Here is a 24068-nt window from a genome sequence, read left to right on the forward strand (position 1 = left end):
TGCGCACCATAGTTCGCGCTTGCGCGCACCCTGGAATGACCGTTACGCCACGCTCTCCAGAAACGCCTCTTCCGCGGCGTGCACCGCGTCGGGGGTGCCGACATGCATCCAGACACCGTCCAGGCGCAGGCCGAACAGCCGCTCCTGCTCGTTGGCGCGGTCGAACATTTTTGTCAGCGAAAACTCGCCCTTCGGCGCGCCGGCGAAGATTGACGGCGACAGGATCGCCGCGCCCGCATAGACGAACGGAACGACCTCTTTTTCCTTGCGCTTGCGCAAGGCACCGTCGGGCAGCATGCCGTAGTCGCCACGGCCGTTATAGCCGATGCTGGTCGCGGTCGGCGCCATCAGCAGCAGGATGTCCATCCGTGCGGGATCGAAGTTTTCCGCAAGGCGCGCCAGGTTCGAGCGCACACCATCGATCCACAGCGTATCGGAATTGACATGGAAGAACGGCGCGTCGCCGAGCAGCGGCAGCGCCTTGACCACGCCGCCGCCGGTGCCGAGCACCTGGTCGCGCTCGTCCGAGATGGTCACGCGCGGACGCAGGCGGGGCGCGACGTGATTGATGATCTGGTCCGGCAAATAGTGCACGTTGACGACCGCCTCGGTCACGCCGGCCTGGTCGAGCTTGTCCAGCACATGGTCGAGCAGCGGCTGGCCGGCCACCGGCACCAGCGGTTTCGGCATCTTGTCCGTCAACGGACGCATGCGCAGGCCAAACCCTGCGGCGAGCACCATGGCTTTGGTCGGCTTGACGGACATCCTTCGCTTTCTCGGACTTTCTTTCTCGAACTTGGCTTTCTCAGACTTTTTGACTTCGCGTTCGCAGCAATCCTAGCACGGGCCTTGGTCAGCCGCACCGAACCACAACCGCCTTAATCACCCGGCGTGACGTTTGTACGACGGGTGTTGCCATCATGCTCCAACGGCTGTGGAACGCAGTTTTTTCTTTTTGTCGCGCAGCTTGAGGAAATTGACGCCGATCTGGTCGCCATTGACCCAAGCCAGTTCGCAGCGCCGGTAAGCGAGTCCGGTGGACGACAGCAGCAGGAAGAATTCCTTCAGATGCAGGCCTTCGACCGAGCCGTCGATGGTCAGCTTGGCGCCGCTCTCGGAGACGTCCTCCATGGTGCAGTCGCGCCGCCAGGTGCCGTCGATCCCCATCATCTGGGCCGCAATCCCGCGTTCGAAAACAATCCGGCTGTTGTCGCGCTGGTCCGTCTTCACCGCCATCTGCCCTGCTCCAGCCCCCTAGTTACCCGGCTGCCTCGCCGCCAGAATACCGGCATCTTGGCTAACAGCCGGTAAATCAGGGCCTAATTCAGGATTGGGGCTGGGGGACGTTGGCGAGATACCAGTCGTGCAGCGGGCTAAGCGCAGGATGCGCCAGCGAGCGCTGGAGATACGTCCAGATCCGCGGCTGGTGGCGCAGATAATGCGGCTTGCCGTCACGGCGGTTGAGGCGGGCGAAGGTGCCGAGCAGGCGCGTGTTGCGCTGTGCCGACATGATGGCATAGAGCTCGGCGAAGCCGGCCGGATCGAAGCTCGCATCTTCCGCGCGGCGCGCCTTGATGTAGCGCGACAGCAGCGTCAGCTCGAGGCTTTCGGGCACGTCGATGCGGGCATCCTGGAGCAGCGAGACCACGTCGTAGGATTGCGGTCCGAGCACGGCGTCCTGGAAGTCGATCACGCCGACGCGCTCGATGCCGGCACGGTCGGCGAGCCAGATCAGATTCGGCGAGTGATAATCGCGGATGATCCACGTTTTCGGCGCGGCCAGCGGCTTCTGCAACAGCTCACGCCACATCGCGAAAAATTCCGCGCGGGCCACGTCGCTCAGCGGGGCGTTGCGATCGGGCAGATACCAGTCCGGCATCAACCCGATTTCGATCAGGAGCGCATCGGTGTCGAAGACCGGAATGGCGTAGCTCTGATCTGCCAGCGGCAGCGTGTCCGGCAGCGTCTTGCCGTGCAGCGCGGCCAGCAGGTCGGTCGCGGCCTCGTAGCGCTCGGCGATCGGACGCGGCGGGTTGCCTTCGATCACGGCCTCGCTGCCGAAATCTTCGGTGATCAGGAACCCGTGGTCGAGATCGGAATGGTGGATCGCCGGCGCGGAGATTCCTGCCGCGCGCAGGCCTTCGTCGATGGCCACGAAGGGTTTTACGTTTTCGGCAAGATGCACCGCGGCACTATAGGACTTTCCGTTGTAGATGGCGGCGCCGTCGGGGCGCTGCGGAAAGTTCATGAGGATGACGATGCCGTCGTCGCGCTTCAGCCGTGCATAAGAGCGGGTCGAGGCGTCGCCGGCCATGCGTCGGCGTGTCGCCTCGATATAGCCGGATGCGTCGAGGAATTCCCGCAGTGCCTTCAGTCGCGCGACCTGCGCGGCACCCTTGCCGTAGCCGGTGATGTCGGCGGCGCGCGCGGTCGAGCCCAGCGCCGGCCGGTGCGTCAGCGCGATGTCGATACGGTCCTCGGGCATCGCCGACGGCGCACGCTCCGGCCATTCGATCAGGACGAGCGTGGCTTCCGGCAGCGGCGACAGTCCGATCTCCTCGAGTTCGTTCTCGTCCTCGACGCGATAGAGGTCGGCATGCAGCACCGGGAAAGGCGGCAGCTCATAGCCCTGCACCAGGGTGAACGTCGGGCTCGGCACTTCCAGCGCCTCGTCGCCAGCGAGATAGCGGATCATGGCCCGCGCGGCCGCGGTCTTGCCGGCGCCGAGATCGCCGGTGAGCGTGATGACGTCGCCAGGTCCGACCAGCAGCGCGAGATCGGCCATCAGCTCTGCGGTGGCCGTCTCGTTGACAAGCGCGACGGAGAATGTGGTCGGCGCGGTCATTCGGCGGCGTCGCGATGCGCCGCCTGGTCGGTCGGGAAGTCGCAGATCACGACCGTGCCCGTGCCCACGATCGAATCCACCCGCACCTTGCCGCCATGCAGCTCGACGAAGGAGCGCACCAGCGACAGCCCTAGCCCGGCGCCGCGGTGGCGCGACCCCTGCGAGCGGCTTTCGAACCAGTTGAACACCTTGTCCTTCATGTCGGCCGGTATTCCAGGCCCTGAATCTGTCACGGTGAAGACGACATTGCGGTCAGTTCGGCGCGCGCTGATGCCGACGCTGGAATCCTGCGGCGAGAAGCCGACGGCGTTGGCCAGGAGGTTATAGAGCACCTGCACCACGCGCTTCTCATCGCCGATGAAGCTGCCGACATCCGGCGCGATCTCGACCTTGAGGCGGATGCGGTCGGTGGCGAGCCGGTCCTGGATGCCTTCGGCGGCAAGCTCGATGGTCTTGATGACGTCGACCGGGCCGAGCTCCAGCTTCATCGCGCCGGCATCGATGGTCGCGAGATCGAGGATGTTGTTGGTAAGCGCAAGCAGTGCGTTGGTCGATTTTGTGACGTAGTCGAGATACTCCGCCTGCTTCGGCGTCAGCGGCCCGGTCGAGGGATCGCTGAGGAAGTGCGCGAAGCCGATGATGGTGGTCAGCGGCGAGCGCAGCTCGTAGGAGACGTGGTGGACGAAATCCACCTTCATCTGGTCGGCGGCTTCCAGCGCCTCGTTGCGCTCGCGCAGCGCGCGTTCGACGTTCTCGGTGTCGGTGATGTCCTGGAACGTCAGCATGGTGGCGCCGTCGGGCAGCGGCCGGATCATGCCGTCGAGCACGCTGCCGTCGTTGCGCTCCAGCTTCAGCGGCACGTCGGCGCGGTTCTCGATCGAGGTGATGGCCTCGCGGATCTGCCGCCAGACGATCGCGTCGTCGAACAGCTGATGGCACCAGCCCTCGACGGTCTGAATATGCGGCTCGTCGCGCATGGCGTCGCTCGACAGCTTCCACATCCGGACGAAGGCCGGATTGAACAGCTGTGCCTTGCCGTTGCTGCCGAACACCGCGACGCCCTCGGCGAGACTGTCCAGCGTCTCGCGCTGGACCCGGATCAGGCCGTCGAAGCGGCGGGCGAGCTCGAGGCTCTCGGTGACGTCGTCGAACAGATAGGTGACGCCGCCTTCCGGATTCGGCGTGGTGACGACCGAGAGCGCGCGGCCGTCGGGCAGGAACCATGTGTCCTTGGCGGTCTCGACCGCGCGATAGGCCTCGTGCAGCTTTACTTTCCAGGCGCGGAAGTCCGGTTGCTCCGGCAGTTTGCGCGCGGCGCGGAGCTGGTCGAGCACGCTGGAATCATCGGGGCTGCCGTCGAGGAAGGTGCGGTCGAGATCCCACAGCCGCCGATACGAATCGTTGTAGAAGGCGAGTCGCCGCTGGCCGTCGAACAGGGCGACCCCCGAGGAGAGCTGATCGAGCGTGCGGCGATGCGCTTCCGCCATCCGCACCAGCGCCGAGCTCAGCGCATCGGCCTCGCTGGCATCGATGGCGACGCCGATGCTGCCGCTGCCGACATTGACGGCGCGCACGTCGTAGATGCGCCGTTCGCCGCCGATCACGATCGGCAGCCGCGAGGTGAAGTTGGCGGCGTCCTTCAGTCCGCGCTCCATGGCGGTGCGGTCGGCGCTGTCGAGCAGCTCGAGCTTGCGCTCCTGGGCATCGCTGACGCTGGTCGCCTCGGTCGCGCGCACATAGGCGGGATTGGCGTAGGTCAGCGCGCCGTTCTGGCCCTTGGCCCAGATCGGCCACGGCGCCGCCGCGGCAAAGCCGCGCAGCATCTCAGTCTCGTCGGAGAGCGCCTTGTGGCGCAGATTGGTTTCGGCCAGTTCGCGGCGCAGGCCCGAGAGTTCGCGAATCCGGACAATGGCCTGACCGCCGATGGCGCGGCCGATGGCCTCCAAGGTGTGGCCGTTGGCGGTGGTCAGCGTCAGCTGGAACCCGTCGCCACGGTCGCGAAGTGCTTCGACCGCGTGGTCGATCTGGAGCGCCGGCTCCGGCGGCAGCCAGGTTCCGAACGCGAGCACGCGCTGCGGAGAGGAGTCGCGCGGCAGCACCATGGAGATGTCGCCAGAAATCTGCGCGCGATTGTCTCCGGCCGGCCAGGAAATCAGGATCTGCGGCTCGGCAAACAGCAGCGCGCCGAAGCGATCGGCCTGGAGTTGCAGTTCCCCGATCCGCGCACCCAGCCGTGCCTCGTTCTTCGCCGTGCGTACGCGCGTGCGCATCAGCAGAATGGCGGCCAGAACCGAGAAGCCCAGCAGGGCCAGCGCGGTCGCCAGCACCGCGAGCTCCTGCCGGTTGAAGTCCAGCAATGTGGAGAGTGTGTCGGCGAGGTCGGCGGCCTCAGCCGGCGCAGCCGGCAGCAGCGCCGCGAGAGCGCTTCCCAGCAGGCCGTTGCGCACCAACGATGTGCACGACAGCAGCGTCCGACGCATCAACACGATCACGCCTGACATAGTTGCCCCAAGACCGCACAAATCTACGCGCGGCGACCCCCGTCGCGCGCGAATCAAAGGACAATATCCTCATCGTAACTCGACCGGTAAGAGTCCAGATCGTGAACGCAAAGGCGGCCCCACAAAAATGCCGGCCGCGCTGTTCCAACCCACGTCGTTTCTTCGGGTAATTTCGCTGGAGTTGCCGTGCGTTAGCTGCCGGTCGAGCCGAAGCCGCCGGCGCCGCGATCGGTCGCCGACAGCGCGGCCACGGGAACCAGCGCGGCCTGCACCACGGGCGCAATCACCATTTGCGCGATGCGCTCACCGCGCTTGATCACGACGGGCGCTGCGCCGTGATTGATCAGGATCACCTTGATCTCGCCGCGATAATCCGCGTCGATCGTTCCCGGTGAGTTCAGCACGGTGACGCCGTGCTTGGCGGCGAGCCCCGAGCGCGGCCGCACCTGCGCCTCGTGCCCAGGCGGCAATGCGATCGCAAGACCCGTTGGCACCAGCGCATATTGGCCCGGGGCAAGCGTCACAGGTTCATTGTCCGGAACCGCGGCCATGAGGTCGAGGCCGGCGGCCTCTGCGGTCTGATAGGCCGGCAGCGGCAGGCCTTCGGCATGGACCAGGCGTTGCAGTTCGACGGTGACTTTCGTGCTCAAGATGCGGGCTCCAGGGATTTGCCGGCCACGCTCTTTACGACATGTGCGATCAGCTCGGTGGCGACCTGTTCCTTGGTCATCCCGGGCCAGGAATCAACTGCGATCTCGCTGTTATTCTCGCCATTCTTGCGACTGATGAGATGAACGGTGTTGCGGTCGCCACCCATCACGCCGGTCGCCGGCGAAACGTCGTTGGCGACGATCCAGTCGCAGCCTTTGCGCGCGAGTTTTGTCTTGGCGTTGTCGATAAGATGCTCGGTCTCAGCGGCGAAGCCGATCACCAGCGGCGGGCGCTTGTCCGTCAGCTTCGAGATCGTGGCGAGGATATCCGGGTTCTCGACGAGCTGAAGCGGCGGCATACCGGCCGGGGTCTTCTTTAGTTTCTGCTCGCCTTCATTGACGACGCGCCAGTCGGCCACGGCGGCGGCGAAGATCGCGATGTCGGCCGGAAGCGCGGCCTCGACCTGCTCCAGCATCTGCCGTGCCGATTCCACATGCTTGACCGTGACGCCCTGGGGATCGTCGAGATCGACCGGGCCGCTCACCAGGATCACCTCGGCGCCGGCGGCCTGTGCGGCGGCGGCAATGGCAAAGCCCTGTTTGCCGGAGGAGCGGTTGGCGATGTAGCGCACCGGATCGATCGGCTCGTGCGTCGGACCTGCGGTGATCAGCACGCGCTTGCCCGCGAGCGGGCGCGGCACCGGCGGCCGCAACAGGCGCTCGGCAGCGGCGGCGATCTCGACCGCCTCGGACATCCGACCAACGCCGGCCTCGCCAGCTTCGGCCATCTCGCCGGAATTGGGGCCGATCAGCACCACGCCGTCGCGCTGAAGCTGCACCACGTTACGGCGCGTGGCCGCGTTGTTCCACATCAGCGGGTTCATCGCCGGCGCGAGCAGGATCTTGCGGTTGGTGGCGAGCAGGATGGCACTGGCGAGATCGTCGGCATGGCCGTTGGTCATCTTGGCCATCAGGTCGGCGGTCGCCGGCGCCACCACGATCAGGTCGCAGTCGCGCGCCAGCCGGATATGGCCGGCGTCGAACTCGCTCTGGGGATCGAACAGGTCGGTGTAGACGCGCTCATGCGAGAGCGCGCTCACGGCAAGCGGCGTGACGAACTGCTGCGCCGCCTTGGTCAGCACGCAGCGCACCTCGATGCGCCGCTCCTTCAGCCGGCGGATCAGGTCGAGCGATTTGTAGGCCGCGATTCCGCCGCCGATGATCAGGGTGACGCTGGCCTCGGGAAGGGCGCCGCGCTGAGGCGTCGGGGCGGTGGACGCCGCGGGAGGCACCGCAAACGGCGTCAGCGGCTCCTCGCGGCCCTCGATCAGCTCCCGCAGGATGACCCGGACCTCTTCCTCGACCGACCTTCGGTTCTTGGCCGAACGCAGGCGCAGATAGGTTTTGACGTTCTCGTCGAGCTTGCGGATGGTCAGGCTCGCCATGACGCCCTCCAGCACGGGATGATAGCGATGCTATCACTCGTGTGAATGCAGTGCAATCACAGATTCCGGACGGCGATCAGGATGCCGATGAAGGTCGCGGCGATGATCCATAGCGCCACGGTGCGCCAGCGGTTCTTGCGGCCCTCGCTGCGGCCCATCGCCGCGATGCTCTCCGGCGATAGTCGCAGGCCCTCCCGCGTCATGGTCTCCAGCTGCTCGAGCACCACGACGGAGCGATGCGCGATGTCGGGAAGCCGCATCAGCACGCGTGCGAGGTCGCCGGTGCCGGACAGCGCGCCCTGCACCCGGCCGATCGGTCCGAGATTGCGCTCGATCCATTCACGCACCACGGGGTCGGCGACCTTCCAGATGTCGAGCTTGGGATTGAAGCCGCGCGCCACACCCTCGACCACCACCATGGTCTTCTGGAGCAGGATGAGCTCGGGCCGCGTCGTCATGTCGAACATGCCGGTGACCTCGAGCAGCAGCGTCAGCAGCCGCGCCATCGAGATCTCTTCGGCCGTGCGGTTATGAATTGGCTCGCCGATGGCGCGGATCGCCTGCGCGAAGTTCTCGACGGAGTGATGCGCAGGCACATAGCCCGCCTCGAAATGCACCTCCGCGACGCGGCGATAGTCGCGCGTGATGAAGCCGAGCAGGATTTCGGCGAGGAAACGACGCTCCTTCATCCCCAGCCGGCCCATGATGCCGAAATCGACCGCGACGAGGCGTCCGGCTTCATCGAGGAACAGATTGCCCGGATGCATGTCGGCGTGGAAGAACCCGTCGCGCAGCGCGTGACGTAGAAAGCTCTGGATAACCTTGCGGCCGAGATCGGGCAGGTCGACTTGCGCCTCTTCCAGGCGCTTGTGATCGTTCAGCGCGATGGCGTCGATCCATTCCATCGTCAGCACGTTGTGCGTGGTGCGGTCCCAGTCGACGGTCGGCACGCGAAAGTCAGGATCGCCGCGCGTGTTCTCCGCCATCTCCGACAGCGCCGCGGCTTCCAGCCGCAAGTCCATCTCCATCGCGACCGAGCGCGACATGGTGTTGATGACTTCGATGAGGCGCAGGCGGCGCGCCTCGGCCGAGTAGGCTTCGGCCTTGTCTGCGACGAAGAAGAAATCGGAGAGGTCGCGGCGGAAGCGCGCGGCCACGTTGGGTCTCAGCACTTTCACGGCGACCGCCTTGCGGATACCGTCACGCAAGACTTCGCCGCGATGCACCTGCGCGATCGAGGCGGCCGCGACCGGCGGGCCGAGGCTCGCGAACACGTCCGTCAGCGGACGCTCCAGCGAGGTCGCGATCGTGGCTTCCGCTTCGGCTTGCGAGAACGGCGGCAAGCGATCCTGGAGGCTTTCCAGATCACGCGCCATGACGACACCGACGACGTCGGGACGCGTGGCCAGAAACTGCCCGAGCTTGAGATAGGCCGGGCCCATCCGGGTCAGCGCGCGCGACAGCCGCGGTCCGTGCTTTGGGCCGCGTCGTTCAATAATGCGTGCGAGCTTCAGCGCGAGCTGTCCGGGCGGCGGGACCAGGCTCGGATCGACGGAGCCGAACACGCCTTCGCGCGCAAACACGAACGCGGCGCGGATCAGGCGCGAAACGTGGGTGATGGCAGAGATCACAAACGCCAGCCCGAATGCAGTGCGACGATGCCGCCGGTGAGTGTTTGCCAGCTCACGCGGGCGAAGCCGGCATCGCGGATCATGTCGGCGAAGGCGTTGGGCTTTGGAAATTTGCGAATCGATTCGACGAGGTATCGATAGGACTCGGCGTCGCCAGTCACCATGCGGCCGAGCGGCGGGATCACCTTGAACGAGAACAAGTCATAAAGCCGGTCGATCCCGGGCATCTCGACGGTGGAGAATTCCAGGCACAGGAAGCGGCTGCCGGGCCTCAGCACGCGATAGGCCTCGCGCAGCGCCAGATCGATCTGCGGGACGTTGCGAATGCCGAAAGCGATCGTATATGCGTCAAAGCTCCGGTCTGCGAAAGCGAGCGCTTCGGCATTGCCTTCGACGAAATCGACCTGGGTCTCGAGATGCCGCTTCGCGGCGCGCTCGCGGCCTACGGTCAGCATGTCGGTATTGATGTCGCAGACGGTGGCGTGGAAGCCGGTGCCCGCCGCCTTGGCGGCGCGGAAAGAGATGTCGCCGGTGCCGCCGGCGACATCGAGCAGCGCGAACGGCCGCTCGCTTCTGGGCGGATCGAGCGCATTGATCATGATGTCCTTCCAGACCCGGTGCAGGCCACCGGACATCAGGTCGTTCATCATGTCATAGCGCGAAGCCACACTGTGAAACACATCGTTCACCAGCGTCTGCTTGTCGCCCAGGGGAACGTCCCTGAAGCCAAAATGCGTGGTTTCGCCCTGCCGATCCATTACTCTACTCCGCGAGGCGGACCATAGCGCGCCCGCCGCAATGGCGCTATCACACCGCCCTCATAAGGTGAATGCCCGACCATGCCTGAATTGCCCGAAGTCGAGACCGTCCGCCGCGGCCTTCAGCCCGTCATGGAAGGCGCAAAGATCCTCGTCGCGGAGGCCCGGCGGCCCGATTTGCGCTTTCCTTTTCAGCCGGATTTCGTGGCCCGGCTCCAGGGGCAGGTCGTCACCGGGCTCGGCCGCCGTGCAAAATATCTCATGGCCGATCTCGCCTCCGGTGACGTGCTGTTGATGCATTTGGGCATGTCGGGCTCGTTCCGCGTTATCAAGCGGGACAACGATTCGACGCCCGGCGAGTTTCACTATCCGCGCGGCAAGGACACCACGCATGACCACGTGCTGTTTCGGATGTCCTCGGGCGCCGACATTGTCTTCAACGATCCGCGCCGCTTCGGTTACATGAAAGTGATTGCGCGCAACGGGCTCGACGAGGAGCCGCTATTGCGCGGGCTTGGCCCCGAGCCGCTCGGCAACGCGTTCGACGCCGCGATGCTGGCGCGGTCCTGCGCCGGCAAGACCACGAGCCTGAAGGCCGCGCTGCTCGACCAGCGTGTGGTGGCCGGGCTCGGCAACATCTATGTCTGCGAAGCGTTGCATCGCTCGCAGCTGTCGCCGCGTCGGATCGCTGCGACGCTGTCGACCAAGAAGGGCGAGCCGACCGACCACGCCAACAGATTGGTCGGTGCGATCCACACCGTGCTCAACGACGCCATCAAGGCCGGAGGTTCGTCGCTGCGCGACCATCGCCAGACCTCAGGCGAGCTCGGCTACTTCCAGCACGCGTTCAAGGTCTACGATCGCGAAGGCGAGACCTGCAAGACGCTGGGCTGCGGCGGCACCGTGAAGCGCTTTACCCAGAACGGCCGATCGACCTTCTGGTGCCCGAAATGTCAGAAGTGAGCGCGACACTCGCGCCTGAAAAACGCGAAGCGAAGCAATCCGGCCGGGCTGGTGGCCGGATTGCCTCGTCGCTTGGGCTCTTTTGCTGGATGGCGAAGAGCCCGGCTGCCGTCTGAGCGATCGTCCGCTCAGGACGCCAGTGTCGTGGTCTCGTCCGACGCGAGCTCGGCGGCGACGTGCAACATGCCCTCGGTGGCCGAGATGACCTGGTCGATCGTGACATTGGTCGTGGCGGCGAGATCGAGACGGGTCTCGATCCACTGCCAGAGCCCGCGGATTTCGTCTGCCGACTTGCCGTTCGGCGCGAATTCGCTGACGGCGAGGCCGGCGGCGAGCGAGTCCTGGTGATCGTTGCGCATCACGATCAGGGGCCGCGCGAGCACGTCGGCGAGATCGAGTGCCGCTTCCTCGGCGAGCGTGTTGGCTGCATTGTCGATGCGCTGGCCACGGATCGGCGTCTGGTTCAGCACGAAGCTGTAGGGCCGCTTCCAGGCGCGCGCGACGCTCAGCGTCGAGGCGGTGGCCTCGATGTCGGCGACGCTCGGCCGGGCCGGGATCAGGCAGAGATCGGAATGACGGATGGCGGCCGTGGTCACGGCGCTGAGGCCGGACGCGGTGTCGACAATCGCAAGCTGGAGACCGCTGTCGGCCAGCATCCTCAGCCGCGGCTCGATGTCGGCGGCATGATAGATGGGTTCGACGACGGGATCAGCGTCGGTGCGGCGGCGCTGCCAGTTGGACAAGGTGCCCTGCGGGTCGGTCTCGATCAGGCGGACGGTGAAGCCGGCCTGCTTGGCCGCGAGCGCGAGGCCGATGGCGAGCGTGCTCTTGCCACTGCCACCCTTTTGAGTGGCCAATACGATCGTATGCATAGATGTTGAATCCTTTGGAGTGCTTGGGTCCCGGGGTAACGCCACGCGAACGTGCATCGATGTCGATGCTGAGCTCTTCTCGCTCAGGACGTGCCGGCCCGATCCAAAGGGGATCGCGGATGTCCGAATCAGCAGTCACAATGATGGCGGAATAGGGAATGCCAGCTAATCCGTACCATTACTGGACCAGTAGTTGTACGTGTGATGTCGCGACGATACAATTGATCTCGTGCCCGCTGCGTCCGGCAAATGAGAGGAGAGCTATCGTCGCTCGGTTTACTTCCGCACGCAGATCACGCGCACGACGGCGGCTCTCGCATCCGTCGAATTGCCGTTCGCCGTGATCTCGTTCGCCTTCAGGAAGTCGCGGACTGCATCCGCAGAAACCATCACGGCTTGTGACGCCGGCACCGATGTCGCGGGTCCTGCGACCATGACCGGCTTCAACAGTGCGATGCCGGCGAACTTGCCATCACTGTCGATCGCCGGACTGCCGGAAAACCCGAGTGCCGGCGGTGGCGACAGGGCGGAATCGCCGCCACCCACGGTCACCAGCGCGGCCTTGACGCTTGATGCGCCGGCAGCACCACCCTGGCTCTGCGGGTCCGTGATGCCGACGACATCGACACTCGTCTTCGCCGCGCCGCCTGCGAGGCCGAGCGGCTTCAGCCCGCGCACGCCGTAGATATGCAGCAGCGCGAGGTCGTGCTCCTTGTCCTCGGCAAGACGGTCGGCACTGCCATAGCCGGCGATCGTGATCGCGAGACAGTTATCGGTGACGAGGCGGTCGGTGACGATCGCGCCGTCGTCGCTGACGACGATTCCGGTGCCGTATTCGACCGTCTTGCTCGGCGGCGGTCCGGCTTGCGGTCCCGACGGAAACGCGTTGAACGCGCTCGACATCGCGATCACGACCGGCTCGACCGTGTTCTCGGTGGCCTGGTCGTAGAGGATCGTCATGATGCGGACTTCGTCGCCCTTGAAGGTGCCGCGCACGTAAAATTTCTTCAGGCCATGGAGTCCAGAGAGAACGAAGAAATCTGGCTTCACCACGGTGTAGTCGATCTTGCGCCCGGCCGGCTCCTTCTTCTCCTGCTCGGCGAGCTTTGCGGTGGTCGGGTTCGCCTCCTTGCGGCGGCTGAGCAGCACCTGCACCGTTGCGGTCGGCGAAGTCCATTTCGAGCCGTTGGCGTCGGTCGCCTGCTGCGGTACCAGCTTGCCGGGGATGCCGAGCCGGGCGCCGCTGGTCGGCTCCATCACGATCCTCCAGCCGACGTTGTCCTGCTTTCGGCGCGCCGTCTCGGCGAGTGCGGCACGCTCCTGCGGATTGAGCACGCCGGTCGGCTTGCCGCCCTTGGCCTTCTGGTACTCCTTGATCGCGTCGACCATGCGCGCGCTGACGTCGCCGGTGATCGCGCCGTTATATTGGCCGACCCAGGCGAGGTCGGATTGCAGCGACAGCCGTTCCGCCTGCGCCATCGCGTCGGCGGTCTCGGATGGCGTCTGCAAGGCGGGAGGTCGGATCGGGACGGTCTGGACCACCTTCGGCTTGGTGCCGGGGATCGGCGGCGTCGTCATCTGGGCGTTCGCGCCTGCGGCAGTCGCGAACATCAGTGTTGCCGCAAGCATCGATCTCATGACAAATCCAGCCAGCCCATTGAACGTGATACCATTGAAGCACATCTCGTTGGTCGCGAACAATCTCGGGGTGGTTCAGGAGTAGAGAAGGTGCTGAGCCCGGACGAACTTGAACGCTATGCCCGCCATATCGTGCTGCGCGATGTCGGCGGGCCGGGCCAGGCTGCGCTGAAACGCGCGTCCGTGCTGGTGATCGGCGCCGGCGGGCTCGGCGCGCCCGCCCTGATGTATCTGGCCGCCGCAGGCGTCGGCACGCTCGGCGTGGTCGATGACGACGTGGTCTCGCTCTCCAACCTTCAACGCCAGGTGATCCATACGACGCCCGATATCGGCCGGCACAAGGTCGAGAGCGCCGCCGAGCGGATCACCGCGCTCAATCCGCATGTGCGCTTCGTCGGCCACGCCACCTGGCTCAACGCCGATAACGCGTTGTCGCTGATCGGCGATTACGACCTCGTGCTCGACGGCTCCGACAATTTCTCGACGCGCTATCTGGCTTCGGACGCCTGCTTCTTCGCCAAGAGGCCGCTGATCACGGCAGCTCTCGGCACCTTCGACGGCTCGCTCACCACCATCCGCGCGCATGAGAAAAACGCCGACGATGTATTCAACCCGACCTACCGCTGCCTGTTTCCGGAGGCGCCGCCGCCCGGCACGGTGCCGGCCTGCGCGGAGGCCGGCGTCATGGGCGCGCTTGCGGGCGTGATGGGCTCGATGATGGCGCTGGAGGCGATCCGCGAGATCGTCGGCTTCGGCGACGGCCTGGTCGGCCGCCTCCTGATGATCGATGCGCGCGCGATGCGTTTCGAGACGCTGCGTTACGCGCGCGATCCTGCCAATCCGCTCAACGGCGATGGGCCGGTCATGACTGACCTGAGCGCCCATCGCACCTGATTGCCGCCGTTACGCGGTGGCCGGCTTCTCGCTGTCCAGATGTGCCATCTGCTCGGCCGTGTAGCGCGTGCCAGCGGCCACATCGGGCGGAAACGCCTTTGCCAGCGCCGCGAGATGAGCCGGCGTCAGATTGACCTTGGTCGCACCGAGCGCCTCGGTGAGGCGGTTGCGGGTGCGGGCGCCAACCAGAGGCACGATCTCCTTGCCCTGCGCCGCCACCCAGGCGATCGCGACCTGCGCGGGCGTCGCACCGATCTCGGTGGCGATCGCGCGCAGCTGCTCAGCCAGCGCGAGATTGGCATCGAGGTTCGCGCCCTGGAAGCGCGGGCTCATCAGCCGGTAGTCTTTCCCCGCTTTGCCGCTGTCCTTCGACCAATGACCGCTGATCAGGCCCCGCGCCAGCACGCCATAGGCGGTGATGCCGATGCCGAGCTCGCGGCAGGTCCTCAGGATGTCGCGTTCGACACCGCGTTCGATCAGCGAATATTCGATCTGGAGATCGACGATCGGATGCACGGCGTGCGCGCGGCGGATGGTGTCGGAACCGACCTCGGAAAGGCCGATGTGCCTGATGTAGCCGGCCTTCACCATCTCGGCGATGCCGCCGATCGTTTCCTCGATGGGAACGTTGGGATCAAGACGCGCCGGGCGGTAGATGTCGACGTAGTCGGTGCCGAGGCGCTGCAGCGAATAGGCCAGAAAGTTCTTCACCGCAGCCGGCCGGCAATCCATTCCGGCGAATTCGCCGGCGGGACCGCGCAGCGCGCCGAACTTGACGCTGATCTGGACTTTGTCGCGCGGCCGATCCTTCAGCGCCTCGCGGACCAGCATTTCATTGTGGCCCATGGTGTAAAAATCGCCGGTATCGAGCAGCGTCATGCCCGCATCGAGGGCCGCATGGATGGTGGCGATGCTCTCGCCGCGATCGGCTGGTCCATAAGCGTCCGACATGGCCATGCAGCCGAGACCGAGGCTGGCGACAGTAGGGCCGGTTGAACCGAGTTTGCGTTGTTCCATGATGGCTCTCCTCGAAAAGGCGGCTGATCGCGCCGCGTGACAAAGGCAGATATGCGTCCGCTCCATTGCGCCGATAAGCTGGACAATCAAGAATGGCTTGTTCATTATATCGAACAATGGCAGATCCCGACCTGCGCAACCTCGACGTCTTCGTGGCGGTCGCCCGCACCCGCAATTTCCGGCGCGCAGCGCTCGAAATTCGCGTGTCAGTGTCGAGCCTTAGTCAGCGATTACGGGACTTGGAGGAGCGCCTCGGCGTCCGCCTGATGAACCGCACCACCCGCAGCGTCGCGCTGACCGAGGCGGGTGAGCTGCTGCTGTCGCGCGTCGCTCCGGCTTTGCGTGACGTCGGCGATGCCCTCGATCAGGTCCGGGGCCTGCGCGAGGTGGCGTCGGGACGCCTGCGCATCAACGCGCCGCCGCCGGCGGTCGACCTCGTGCTGGCGCCAATGACCGGGCCATTCCTGGAGGCGCATCCGCAGGTCAATCTCGACATCGTTTCCGAAAGCGGGTTCGTCGATATCGTCAGCGCGGGCTTCGACGCTGGCGTGCGCTATGGCGAGCATCTCGCGCAGGACATGGTGGCGATCCCGCTGAGCGGCCCGCAGAGCTATGTCGTCGTCGCATCGCCTGCTTACGTCGCGCGCCGCGGCAGGCCCAGGCATCCCAAGGACCTTCTCGACCATGACTGCATCCGCGCCCGCTTCAGCAGCGGTGTCATGCATGACTGGGAGTTCGAGAAGGGAGGCCAGCTCATGAAGGTCGATCCGCCGGCAAAGCTGATCTCGACCAATATGGGCCTTGCCATGCGCGCTACGCTCGACGGCGCCGGCATATGGGCAACCCTTGATGGCTACGTGCATGACGCGCTGAAGTCCGGCGCGCTGGTCAGCTTGCTCCAAGATTGGTGCGAGCCGTTCCCGGGCCCGTTCCTGTACTATCCGAGCAGGCGACAGGTGCCGCCGGCATTGCGCGCCTTCATCGATTTCGTCGCAAGCTGGCGCAAGCGCGAGACGCATAAAGCATGATCCGGAAAAGCGTGAAGCGGTTTTCCCTCGCGACAAGCGCGGAACGCGTTTGCGCGGAGATCATGCTCAAACAATAATCCTTAGAGCATGCTCGGCAGCACGCGATCCGGCGGCTTGTGATTGTCGAGGAAGGTGCGGATGTTGATGATCACCTTCTCGCCCATCTCGACGCGGCCTTCGATGGTGGCCGAGCCCATATGCGGCAGCAGCGTCACCTTGCCGGCCTTGGCGAGCCGCACCAGTTTTGGATTGACCGCAGGCTCGTGCTCGTAGACGTCGAGGCCGGCGCCGCCGATTTCGCCGGCTTCGATGAGCTTGATCAGCGTATCCTCGTCGGTCACCCCGCCGCGCGCGGTGTTGACGATGTAGGCGTCTTTGCGGATCAGCTTCAGCCGCCGCGCCGAGAGCAGATGATAGGTTGCCGGCGTGTGCGGACAGTTCACCGAGATGATGTCCATCCGCGCCAGCATCTGGTCGAGGCTTTCCCAATAGGTCGCGCCAAGCTCTTCGGCGATCTTCGGCGCCACGGGCCGGCGGTTGTGATAGTGGATCTGCAAGCCGAAGGCGCGGGCGCGACGTGCGACCGCCTGGCCGATGCGGCCCATGCCGATGATGCCGAGCCGCTTTCCGCCGATGCGATGACCGAGCATCCAGGTCGGCGACCAGCCGGCCCAGGGTTTCCCTTCCGTCAGAATGGAGGCGCCTTCGATCATCCGGCGCGGCACGGCCAGGACCAGCGCCATGGTCATGTCGGCGGTGTCTTCGGTCAAAACCTTCGGCGTGTTGGTGACGGTAATGCCGCGGGCATGCGCGGCCTCGACATCGATATTGTCGACGCCGTTGCCGAAATTCGCGATCAGGCGGAGCTTGCAGTCGGGCTGGTTGATGATGTCGGCGGTGATATGGTCGGTGACGGTCGGAACCAGCACGTCGGCGGTGCGCGCGGCTTCCGCGATCTGCTCGGGCGACATCGGCGTGTCATCGAGATTGATCCGCGCGTCGAACAGTTCGCGCATCCGCGTCTCGATCGAATCCGGCAGCTTGCGCGTCACGACGACGAGGGGCTTTTTCTTCACCGACATTTCCTGCTCTCATCAGGCGTCGCAAGCCGCCTCTGTCGCCAAAGGCTGGCCGTTCAGGCCTCATTAACCCGGTTGTTCGACACTGCGCTTGCCGCGTCGTCCCCGGCGTTTCCTTCAAGCGCTCCCGACATTTCCACGCGGAAAATCGGGGCAAACTGGTTGTTCAAGCGCCCGTCCTCTCTAGCAGAAGACTGGGCCAAGACAAGAACCACGGGTCTGGCTTGCGGATCTCGCTTCGGGAACACCCGCGTGGGGCGGGACAAGGGCTGCGCGGCGGGGTTTTGGACTTTGGGGTGAGGACCCGGCTCAGCCGGTCCTCGACAGGAGACGGGTTGATGGCGTTGGGGCGTTTTTGTGCGGTGATGGCGCTCGTTTGCGGCTGGTTGAGCGCCTCGGTCAGCCCCGGGCATTCGGCGAAAGATAATACACCTCAGACAGCCAGCGGCCTGCCAGTGCCGCGCTATGTCAGCCTCAAGTCGGATCACGTGAACGTCCGCGCCGGCCCGACCAAGGACAATGACGTGGCCTGGGTCTACACCCGCTCCGGCCTGCCGGTCGAGATCACCGCGGAGTTCGAGAACTGGCGCCGGGTGCGTGATTCCGAAGGCTCCGAAGGCTGGGTCTATCACTCGCTGCTATCGGGCCGCCGCACTGCGGTCGTCACCATGAAGCACAAGGACGAGCTCGCACCGATCTATGACCGGGCCGATCCCGACAGCGCGATCGCGGCAAAGCTCCAGGTTGGTGTCGTCACGCAGGTGAAGAAGTGCACCGCGAACTGGTGCCGCGTCACCGGCAACGGCTTCGACGGCTGGATCCAGCAGGAACGCCTCTGGGGCGTCTACTCGGACGAACAGGTGAACTGACGTTATGTCGTCCCGGCGAAGGCCGGGACCCATAATCACAGGGAGAAATTTGGCGAAGACTGGTGGTTACCCGGTTGTCCCGCGGTACAGACACCTGCGCCTACCGATAAACCTCGCGGTATGGGTCCCGGCCTTCGCCGGGACAACGGAAGAGAGAAATCTCAGCGCTTCTTGCGCAGGCGCACGACCATGTCGATGCGCGCGATCTCGTAACCCTCCGGCACCTCCGGCATCTTGGACAGCGCCAGATGCGGATCCTCGATGTCGACCAGCTCGTGGCTGTTCTCGAGGTAATAGTGGTGGTGCGTGGTGACGTTGGTGTCGAAATAGGTCTTGGTGCCGTCGACGCTGACCTGACGCAGCAGGCCGGCATCGGTGAGCTGGTTCAGCGTGTTGTAGACGGTGGCCAGCGAGACCGGGACCTTGGCCAGCGTCGCTTCCTCGTAGAGCATTTCAGCCGTGAGATGGCGTGCACCCTTGCCGAACAGCAGCCAGCCAAGCGCCATCCTCTGGCGCGTCGGCCGGAGGCCGGCGGACTGCAGCATTTCGTTGACGTCGTGCCAGGGGCAGCCGGTCAGGGCCGGCTGGCGGCCGGACAGAAGGGCCGCCGCATGGGCGTCTTCGTCGTGATGGGTCGCGTTGTTTTCGCTCATTTCCAAATTCGGGCACGCGTGAACACTACCTCTCTGCAATATAAGGAGAGATAGATGCAGATGCAAGTTTCTCGCAACTAGAGCGGTTCTAATCAAGCTTGGAACCGGGGAGGGATGGGCGTCATTTTACCTTCATGAGACCACTTTGCCACCCGAAATAGCCTGTGTTAGAGAGCGCCCGGTTCCGCTTAACCGATTTTGGCGCAGCCAAGCATTGAGGCTTGGTCCGCAGACCATCCGGGCTCTCGGTATTCGCGCCTGACGACGGCAATGGGCGTTGCTTCCGAGCAAGACGGGGCCCATTTTTGCCAGAAACGCCGCTCAATCGGGGTTAGAAAAGAGGCTTCCGCATGTTGAACAGGCGCAACGGTTACGAATACGAGGATTTGCTGGCATGTGCCCGCGGCGAGATGTTCGGCCCGGGCAACGCGCAATTGCCGCTGCCGCCGATGCTCATGTTCGACCGCATTGCGGAAATCAGCGAGACCGGCGGTGAATTCGGCAAGGGAGTGGTGCGCGCCGAGCTCGACGTGAAGCCCGACCTCTGGTTTTTCGGCTGCCACTTCAAGAACGACCCGGTGATGCCCGGCTGCCTCGGCCTCGATGCGCTGTGGCAAATGGTCGGCTTTTATTTAGGCTGGAGCGGCGGTGAAGGTCGCGGCCGCGCGCTTGGCCTGAACGAGTTGAAGTTCAGCGGCCAGGTGCTGCCCGAGGCCCGCAAGGTTGTGTACAACATCGATATCAAGCGCGTGATGCGTTCAAAGCTGGTGCTCGGTATCGCCGACGGATGGCTTTCGGTCGATGACCAGATTATCTATCGCGCGAAGGATCTGAAGGTCGGCCTGTTCAAGCAGGGCACGAGCCTGGGCTGAGCGCATCACCAAGAAGACAACGATTGAGGCGAGGCTGTCATGAGGCGGGTTGTGGTCACCGGGATGGGCATTGTCTCCTCCATCGGAAACAACACCCAGGAAGTGCTTGCGAGCCTTCACGAGGCGAAGTCGGGCATTTCGCGGGCTGAGAAATATGCCGAGCTCGGCTTCCGTTCGCAGGTGCAGGGTGCGCCGACGATCGATCCTGCGACGGTTGTCGACCGGCGTGCGATGCGCTTCCTCGGCCAGGGTGCTGCGTGGAATCACATTGCGATGGAGCAGGCGATCCAGGATTCCGGTCTCGGACCTGACGAAGTCTCCAATGTCCGCACCGGCATCATCATGGGGTCCGGCGGCCCGTCCGCCCGCACCATCGTCGAGGCCGCCGACATCACCCGCACCAAGGGGCCGAAGCGCGTCGGCCCGTTTGCAGTGCCGAAGGCGATGTCGTCAACGGCGTCGGCAACGCTCGCGACCTGGTTCAAGATCAAGGGCGTGAACTATTCGATCTCGTCGGCCTGCGCCACGTCGAACCACTGCGTCGGCAATGCCTATGAGACGATCCAGATCGGCAAGCAGGACGTCATCTTCGCCGGCGGCTGCGAGGAGCTGGACTGGTCGCTGTCGGTGCTGTTCGACGCCATGGGCGCGATGTCCTCGAAGTACAACGATACGCCCGCCACGGCGTCGCGTCCTTACGACGTCAACCGCGACGGCTTCGTCATCGCCGGCGGCGCCGGCGTGCTGGTGCTGGAAGAGCTCGATCATGCCAAGGCGCGCGGCGCGCGCATCTATGGCGAGATCGTCGGCTACGGCGCGACGTCCGACGGCTATGACATGGTCGCTCCTTCCGGCGAGGGCGCCGAGCGCTGCATGCGCATGGCGATGTCGACGGTGAAGACCAAGGTCGACTACATCAACCCGCACGCTACTTCGACGCCGGCCGGCGATCCGCCGGAGATCGAAGCGCTCCGAAGGGTTTTCGGCGTCGGCGAGAAGTGCCCGCCGATCTCGGCGACCAAGGCGCTGACCGGCCACTCGCTGGGCGCGACCGGCGTGCAGGAGGCGATCTACTCGCTGCTGATGATGAACAATGGCTTCATCTGCGAGAGCGCGCACATCCAGGAGCTCGATCCCGTGTTCGCCGACATGCCGATCGTGCGCAAGCGCATCGACAACGTCAAAATCGGCGCCGTGCTGTCGAACTCCTTCGGCTTCGGCGGCACCAACGCCACGCTGGTGTTCAGCCGGCTGGATGCGTGACGTCTTTGTCGACGCGTCATTGATTTTCTTGTCATGGCCGGCAAAAGCGCGAAGCGCGTCTTCGCGCTAGATGTCCCGGCCATCCACGTCTTGGCGGGCGGCTGCAAAGGGCGTGGATGCCCGGGACAAGCCCGGCCATGACGAAAACGGAAAGCGATCGAAAAGATGCAGGAATTGATGAAGGGCAAGCGCGGTCTGATCATGGGCATCGCCAATGATCACTCCATCGCCTGGGGCATGGCGAAGACGCTGCATGCCCATGGCGCCGAGCTCGCCTTCACCTTCCAGGGCGACGCCCAGGGCAAGCGCGTCAAGCCGCTGGCGGAGCAGCTCGGTGTGGAGCTGGTGCTGCCCTGCGATGTCGAGGACCTCGCCAGCGTCGATGCCACGTTTGCTGCGCTGCGCGAAAAATGGGGACAGCTCGACTTCGTGATTCATGCGATCGGCTTCGCCGACAAGAACGAGCTGAAGGGCCGCTACGCCGACACCAGCCGCGAGAACTTTTCGCGCACCATGGTGATCTCCTGCTTCTCCTTCACGGAGGTGGCCAAGCGCGCCGCCGAGCTGATGCCGCAGGGCGGCAGCATGATCACGCTGACCTACGGCGCCTCGATGCGCGCGATGCCGAATTACAACGTGATGGGCGTCGCCAAGGCAGCGCTGGAAGCATCCGTGCGCTATCTCGCCGCGGATTTCGGACCGCGCGGCATCCGCGTCAACGCGATCTCCGCCGGCCCCGTGCGCACGCTCGCCGGCTCCGGCATCGGCGAGGCGCGCGCGATGTTCGCATTCCAGCAGAAGCACTCGCCGCTCGGTCGCGGTGTCACGCTCGACGAGCTTGGCGGCTCGGCGCTGTATCTGTTGTCGGACCTGTCCGGCGGCGTGACCGGCGAAATCCACTATGTCGATTCCGGCTACAACATCGTCCTGATGCCGAAGCCGGAGGATATGAAGGCGTCGGAGCAGGACTAAGGTGCTAGCGGCTATTATCCCGCCGCGATCTTCTCCGCGCGCTGGAAGGCCGGTCGCGCCATGCAGCGCGCCAGATAAGCTTCGAAGGCCGGACGCGACGGCACCATCTTGAACAGGCGCACCGCGAAATTCAGGCCCGACCCGACCGTGATATCCGCGGCGGAAAATTCCTCGCCGAGAATCCATGGTCCTTTGGCGAGCGCAGCTTCCAGCACGTCGAAGACCTGCGTCGCGCTGCCCCAGGCCGCTGTCGAGGCCGGGATCTCGATCTTGGTGAAGATCTGGATGATGGCGGGCTCGATGCAGCCCGGCGAGAAGAACAGCCATTGCAGATAGCGCGCGCGGCGCGGATCGGTCACAGGCGGCGCGAGCTTCGTCTCGGGATAGCGGTCGGCAACATAGGCGCAGATTGCCGCCGCTTCGGCGAGCGCGGCGTCACCATCGGTCAGCGCCGGCACCTTGCCCATCGGATTGACCTTGAGGAAATCCGGCGCCTTCTGCGCGCGGGTCGAAATGTCGGTCAGCACGCGCTCATAGGGCAGTCCGCTCTCTTCCATCAGCCAGAGCGTGGTGAAGGAGCGTGAGCGGGGCGACCAATAGAGCTTGATCATGGCGCGTTTCCTTTTTTCTTCCACCGGCAATACTTCATCGTAAACCCGTTCGACGGCTCGATCCCTTCCTTCTCGAACACAAAGCCCTCACGCTCGTACCAGCGCCAGGCCTTTTCGTTCTCGCGCACGCAACGCAGGTATATTTCATCCGGCAGTTGCGTACGTGTGAAGGCGAGCAGTTTCCGGCCGAGCGATTTGCCCTGGTAGGCGGGTGCAACGAAGAGCTGGTCGAGATAGAGCTTCGGTAGATGCAATGCCAGCATTGCGGCGATCGTGCCGTGATCGTCGGCGACGAACAGGCTCCAACCGCCCTCGATCTCGCGCCTGATACGCGCGCGCAGATTCGCGAGCAGGAAGTTGCTCGCCTCGGCGAGCCCGGTCGAAACCCAGCTCTGCATCCAGACCCGGGCGATCTCGTCATATTCGTCCGCGTGGCCGGATCGGATGATCGGATCGGACATGGGGTGCTCTTCGTTCAAGCCCGGTGGCTGAGCGCAATTTGCTGCGGGCGCGCCTTGCCGGCCGACAGGCACACCACCTCGGAAATTTGCAGCAGCTGCCGCGCCAGCGGGCTGGTCTTGCGCCAGACCATGCCGATGGTGCGCGAGGGCTCCGGGTCGCGGAAGCGCGAGAGCGAGACCGAGGCCGATCGCGTTTCCACCGGCACGGCCATTTCAGGAATCAGGGTGACGCCGATGCCGGCGCTGACCATCTGGACCAGCGTCGACAGCGAATTCGCATCCAACATCTCGCGTGGCGGCGCCGATTGCATGTTGCAGAACGACAGCGCTTGATCGCGGAAGCAGTGCCCCTCTTCGAGTAGCAACAGCCGCATTTCCCGCATCATCTCCCGGGAAGGTGCTGGCGTTCCCTCGTCCGTGCCCGGGCGGACCAGCAAGAACTTCTCCTCGAACAATGCGACCTCGGTGAGTGAGGGTTCGGACACCGGCAGTGCGACGATGGCGGTGTCGAGGCGGCCTTCGACCAGTTCCTGGATCAGCCGCGGCGTCATCGTCTCGCGGACGCGGATGTCGAGCTCCGGGTGCATGCGTGTGAGATTCTTGGTGATCTTGGGCAAGAGATAGGGCGCGATTGTCGGGATCATGCCGATGCGCAGGCGGCCGGCAAACCGGTCCTGTGAGGCGCGCGCGAAATCGCCGAGCTCGTCGACCGAGCGCAGGATATCGCGGACGCGCGGCGCGAGCTCTTCGCCGAACCGCGTCAGCGCCACCTGCCGGGCGCTGCGCTCCAGCAGCAGGCCGCCGAGCGCCTCCTCCAGTTCCTTGATCTGCATCGACAGGGCCGGCTGCGAGATCGAGCACGCCTCTGCCGCACGGCCGAAATGGCCCTGACGCGCCAGCGCATCGAAATACCGGAGCTGGCGCATCGTCACGTTGACCATCAGAAAATCCTATCGCAGCGATCATTAAAGTCAACTTCCCCTGATAGGATGCGAGGCTTAGAGTGGTTTTACCTGGTCAAAGGCGCAGTCTGACGCCACCAGAGG

The 24068-nt window shown here is 64.8% G+C and carries 23 protein-coding genes; 7 read left to right on the forward strand and 16 right to left on the reverse strand.

Annotation, left to right across the window (positions count from 1 at the left end; translation table 11 throughout):
* Positions 1–42: 42 nt before the first annotated feature.
* From IVB18_RS00805 to ubiE, 8 genes are all read right to left on the reverse strand, one after another.
* Positions 43–765, reverse strand: a complete 723-nt coding sequence (locus IVB18_RS00805) for a nucleotidyltransferase family protein (RefSeq protein WP_247987455.1) — start codon at positions 763–765, stop codon at positions 43–45.
* A gap of 153 nt (positions 766–918) precedes the next feature.
* Positions 919–1236 (reverse strand): PilZ domain-containing protein, encoded by a 318-nt coding sequence (locus tag IVB18_RS00810; RefSeq protein ID WP_247987456.1) that lies wholly within the window; start codon positions 1234–1236, stop codon positions 919–921.
* A gap of 88 nt (positions 1237–1324) precedes the next feature.
* On the reverse strand, positions 1325–2845 hold the full coding sequence (gene tsaE / locus IVB18_RS00815) for a tRNA (adenosine(37)-N6)-threonylcarbamoyltransferase complex ATPase subunit type 1 TsaE (protein ID WP_247987457.1): 1521 nt from the start codon (positions 2843–2845) through the stop codon (positions 1325–1327).
* The gene (locus tag IVB18_RS00820; RefSeq protein WP_247987458.1) at positions 2842–5346 is read right to left on the reverse strand and encodes a PAS domain-containing sensor histidine kinase; all 2505 of its coding nucleotides are present in this window, start codon (positions 5344–5346) and stop codon (positions 2842–2844) included. The genes tsaE and IVB18_RS00820 overlap by 4 nt, the downstream gene beginning before the upstream one ends.
* A gap of 191 nt (positions 5347–5537) precedes the next feature.
* Positions 5538–5996 carry a dUTP diphosphatase gene (dut, locus tag IVB18_RS00825; RefSeq protein WP_247987459.1) on the reverse strand — a complete coding sequence of 153 codons (459 nt, stop codon included), beginning with the start codon at positions 5994–5996 and terminating at the stop codon, positions 5538–5540.
* The gene (coaBC, locus tag IVB18_RS00830; RefSeq protein ID WP_247987460.1) at positions 5993–7441 is read right to left on the reverse strand and encodes a bifunctional phosphopantothenoylcysteine decarboxylase/phosphopantothenate--cysteine ligase CoaBC; all 1449 of its coding nucleotides are present in this window, start codon (positions 7439–7441) and stop codon (positions 5993–5995) included. The genes dut and coaBC overlap by 4 nt, the downstream gene beginning before the upstream one ends.
* A 56-nt stretch (positions 7442–7497) precedes the next feature.
* Positions 7498–9072, reverse strand: a complete 1575-nt coding sequence (gene ubiB, locus IVB18_RS00835) for a 2-polyprenylphenol 6-hydroxylase (protein WP_247987461.1) — start codon at positions 9070–9072, stop codon at positions 7498–7500.
* Complete coding sequence (ubiE, locus tag IVB18_RS00840; protein ID WP_247987462.1) at positions 9069–9830, reverse strand: bifunctional demethylmenaquinone methyltransferase/2-methoxy-6-polyprenyl-1,4-benzoquinol methylase UbiE; 762 nt, start codon at positions 9828–9830, stop codon at positions 9069–9071. The genes ubiB and ubiE overlap by 4 nt, the downstream gene beginning before the upstream one ends.
* A gap of 81 nt (positions 9831–9911) precedes the next feature.
* Here ubiE and mutM point away from each other — a divergent pair, with 81 nt between their 5' ends.
* Positions 9912–10793 (forward strand): bifunctional DNA-formamidopyrimidine glycosylase/DNA-(apurinic or apyrimidinic site) lyase, encoded by an 882-nt coding sequence (mutM, locus tag IVB18_RS00845; RefSeq protein WP_247987463.1) that lies wholly within the window; start codon positions 9912–9914, stop codon positions 10791–10793.
* Positions 10794–10921: 128 nt separating this feature from the next.
* Here mutM and IVB18_RS00850 read toward each other — a convergent pair whose 3' ends face one another.
* Both IVB18_RS00850 and IVB18_RS00855 read right to left on the reverse strand, forming a co-directional pair.
* Positions 10922–11665, reverse strand: coding sequence for a ParA family protein (locus IVB18_RS00850; RefSeq protein WP_247987464.1), 744 nt, complete (start codon positions 11663–11665; stop codon positions 10922–10924).
* A 276-nt stretch (positions 11666–11941) separates the two neighbouring features.
* Positions 11942–13303: a serine protease gene (locus IVB18_RS00855; protein WP_247987465.1), complete on the reverse strand. Its 1362-nt coding sequence runs from the start codon at positions 13301–13303 to the stop codon at positions 11942–11944.
* Positions 13304–13393: 90 nt separating this feature from the next.
* Here IVB18_RS00855 and moeB point away from each other — a divergent pair, with 90 nt between their 5' ends.
* Entirely contained in the window at positions 13394–14197 is an 804-nt protein-coding gene (gene moeB, locus IVB18_RS00860; RefSeq protein WP_247987466.1) for a molybdopterin-synthase adenylyltransferase MoeB, read from the forward strand.
* A 9-nt stretch (positions 14198–14206) separates the two neighbouring features.
* Here the strand turns inward: moeB and IVB18_RS00865 are convergent, their stop codons facing one another.
* A complete protein-coding gene (locus tag IVB18_RS00865; RefSeq protein ID WP_247987467.1) occupies positions 14207–15214 on the reverse strand; it encodes an aldo/keto reductase in 1008 nt (335 codons plus the stop codon).
* Between the two features lie 116 nt (positions 15215–15330).
* On the opposite strand from IVB18_RS00865, the gene IVB18_RS00870 reads away from it, so the two are divergent.
* A complete protein-coding gene (locus IVB18_RS00870) occupies positions 15331–16242 on the forward strand; it encodes a LysR family transcriptional regulator (protein WP_247987468.1) in 912 nt (303 codons plus the stop codon).
* An 80-nt stretch (positions 16243–16322) separates the two neighbouring features.
* Here the strand turns inward: IVB18_RS00870 and IVB18_RS00875 are convergent, their stop codons facing one another.
* Complete coding sequence (locus tag IVB18_RS00875) at positions 16323–17324, reverse strand: D-glycerate dehydrogenase (RefSeq protein ID WP_247987469.1); 1002 nt, start codon at positions 17322–17324, stop codon at positions 16323–16325.
* Between the two features lie 335 nt (positions 17325–17659).
* Between IVB18_RS00875 and IVB18_RS00880 the strand changes: the two genes are divergently transcribed.
* A complete protein-coding gene (locus IVB18_RS00880) occupies positions 17660–18190 on the forward strand; it encodes an SH3 domain-containing protein (RefSeq protein WP_247987470.1) in 531 nt (176 codons plus the stop codon).
* Positions 18191–18351: 161 nt separating this feature from the next.
* On the opposite strand, the gene irrA is transcribed toward IVB18_RS00880, so the two are convergent.
* Positions 18352–18843 carry an iron response transcriptional regulator IrrA gene (gene irrA, locus IVB18_RS00885; protein ID WP_027531564.1) on the reverse strand — a complete coding sequence of 164 codons (492 nt, stop codon included), beginning with the start codon at positions 18841–18843 and terminating at the stop codon, positions 18352–18354.
* Between the two features lie 350 nt (positions 18844–19193).
* Between irrA and fabA the strand changes: the two genes are divergently transcribed.
* From fabA to fabI, 3 genes are all read left to right on the forward strand, one after another.
* Positions 19194–19715, forward strand: coding sequence for a bifunctional 3-hydroxydecanoyl-ACP dehydratase/trans-2-decenoyl-ACP isomerase (fabA, locus tag IVB18_RS00890; protein ID WP_247987471.1), 522 nt, complete (start codon positions 19194–19196; stop codon positions 19713–19715).
* 39 nt (positions 19716–19754) lie between these two features.
* Positions 19755–20978: a beta-ketoacyl-ACP synthase I gene (gene fabB, locus IVB18_RS00895; protein ID WP_247987472.1), complete on the forward strand. Its 1224-nt coding sequence runs from the start codon at positions 19755–19757 to the stop codon at positions 20976–20978.
* A gap of 165 nt (positions 20979–21143) precedes the next feature.
* A complete protein-coding gene (fabI, locus tag IVB18_RS00900) occupies positions 21144–21950 on the forward strand; it encodes an enoyl-ACP reductase FabI (RefSeq protein WP_247987473.1) in 807 nt (268 codons plus the stop codon).
* Positions 21951–21964: 14 nt separating this feature from the next.
* On the opposite strand, the gene IVB18_RS00905 is transcribed toward fabI, so the two are convergent.
* The 3 genes from IVB18_RS00905 to IVB18_RS00915 are packed head-to-tail and all read right to left on the reverse strand — an operon-like array spanning position 21965 to position 23963.
* Positions 21965–22561, reverse strand: coding sequence for a glutathione S-transferase family protein (locus tag IVB18_RS00905; protein ID WP_247987474.1), 597 nt, complete (start codon positions 22559–22561; stop codon positions 21965–21967).
* Positions 22558–23022, reverse strand: coding sequence for a GNAT family N-acetyltransferase (locus IVB18_RS00910; RefSeq protein ID WP_247987475.1), 465 nt, complete (start codon positions 23020–23022; stop codon positions 22558–22560). The genes IVB18_RS00905 and IVB18_RS00910 overlap by 4 nt, the downstream gene beginning before the upstream one ends.
* A 14-nt stretch (positions 23023–23036) precedes the next feature.
* Positions 23037–23963, reverse strand: coding sequence for a hydrogen peroxide-inducible genes activator (locus IVB18_RS00915; RefSeq protein WP_247987476.1), 927 nt, complete (start codon positions 23961–23963; stop codon positions 23037–23039).
* Between the last annotated feature and the right edge of the window lie 105 nt (positions 23964–24068).

It is taken from the genome of Bradyrhizobium sp. 186, from assembly GCF_023101685.1.
In the GTDB taxonomy this organism is placed as follows: Bacteria; Pseudomonadota; Alphaproteobacteria; order Rhizobiales; family Xanthobacteraceae; genus Bradyrhizobium.

What these genes read in the sequence shown, in the direction of transcription:
- IVB18_RS00805 (WP_247987455.1), bottom strand. Translation starts at nt 765, where the DNA reads ATGTCCGTCAAGCCGACCAAAGCCATGGTGCTCGCCGCAGGGTTTGGC.
- IVB18_RS00810 (WP_247987456.1), bottom strand. Translation starts at nt 1,236, where the DNA reads ATGGCGGTGAAGACGGACCAGCGCGACAACAGCCGGATTGTTTTCGAA.
- tsaE (WP_247987457.1), bottom strand. Translation starts at nt 2,845, where the DNA reads ATGACCGCGCCGACCACATTCTCCGTCGCGCTTGTCAACGAGACGGCC.
- IVB18_RS00820 (WP_247987458.1), bottom strand. Translation starts at nt 5,346, where the DNA reads ATGTCAGGCGTGATCGTGTTGATGCGTCGGACGCTGCTGTCGTGCACA.
- coaBC (WP_247987460.1), bottom strand. Translation starts at nt 7,441, where the DNA reads ATGGCGAGCCTGACCATCCGCAAGCTCGACGAGAACGTCAAAACCTAT.
- ubiE (WP_247987462.1), bottom strand. Translation starts at nt 9,830, where the DNA reads ATGGATCGGCAGGGCGAAACCACGCATTTTGGCTTCAGGGACGTTCCC.
- mutM (WP_247987463.1), top strand. Translation starts at nt 9,912, where the DNA reads ATGCCTGAATTGCCCGAAGTCGAGACCGTCCGCCGCGGCCTTCAGCCC.
- IVB18_RS00850 (WP_247987464.1), bottom strand. Translation starts at nt 11,665, where the DNA reads ATGCATACGATCGTATTGGCCACTCAAAAGGGTGGCAGTGGCAAGAGC.
- IVB18_RS00855 (WP_247987465.1), bottom strand. Translation starts at nt 13,303, where the DNA reads ATGAGATCGATGCTTGCGGCAACACTGATGTTCGCGACTGCCGCAGGC.
- IVB18_RS00865 (WP_247987467.1), bottom strand. Translation starts at nt 15,214, where the DNA reads ATGGAACAACGCAAACTCGGTTCAACCGGCCCTACTGTCGCCAGCCTC.
- IVB18_RS00870 (WP_247987468.1), top strand. Translation starts at nt 15,331, where the DNA reads ATGGCAGATCCCGACCTGCGCAACCTCGACGTCTTCGTGGCGGTCGCC.
- IVB18_RS00875 (WP_247987469.1), bottom strand. Translation starts at nt 17,324, where the DNA reads ATGTCGGTGAAGAAAAAGCCCCTCGTCGTCGTGACGCGCAAGCTGCCG.
- IVB18_RS00880 (WP_247987470.1), top strand. Translation starts at nt 17,660, where the DNA reads ATGGCGTTGGGGCGTTTTTGTGCGGTGATGGCGCTCGTTTGCGGCTGG.
- irrA (WP_027531564.1), bottom strand. Translation starts at nt 18,843, where the DNA reads ATGAGCGAAAACAACGCGACCCATCACGACGAAGACGCCCATGCGGCG.
- fabA (WP_247987471.1), top strand. Translation starts at nt 19,194, where the DNA reads ATGTTGAACAGGCGCAACGGTTACGAATACGAGGATTTGCTGGCATGT.
- fabB (WP_247987472.1), top strand. Translation starts at nt 19,755, where the DNA reads ATGAGGCGGGTTGTGGTCACCGGGATGGGCATTGTCTCCTCCATCGGA.
- fabI (WP_247987473.1), top strand. Translation starts at nt 21,144, where the DNA reads ATGCAGGAATTGATGAAGGGCAAGCGCGGTCTGATCATGGGCATCGCC.
- IVB18_RS00905 (WP_247987474.1), bottom strand. Translation starts at nt 22,561, where the DNA reads ATGATCAAGCTCTATTGGTCGCCCCGCTCACGCTCCTTCACCACGCTC.
- IVB18_RS00910 (WP_247987475.1), bottom strand. Translation starts at nt 23,022, where the DNA reads ATGTCCGATCCGATCATCCGATCCGGCCACGCGGACGAATATGACGAG.
- IVB18_RS00915 (WP_247987476.1), bottom strand. Translation starts at nt 23,963, where the DNA reads ATGGTCAACGTGACGATGCGCCAGCTCCGGTATTTCGATGCGCTGGCG.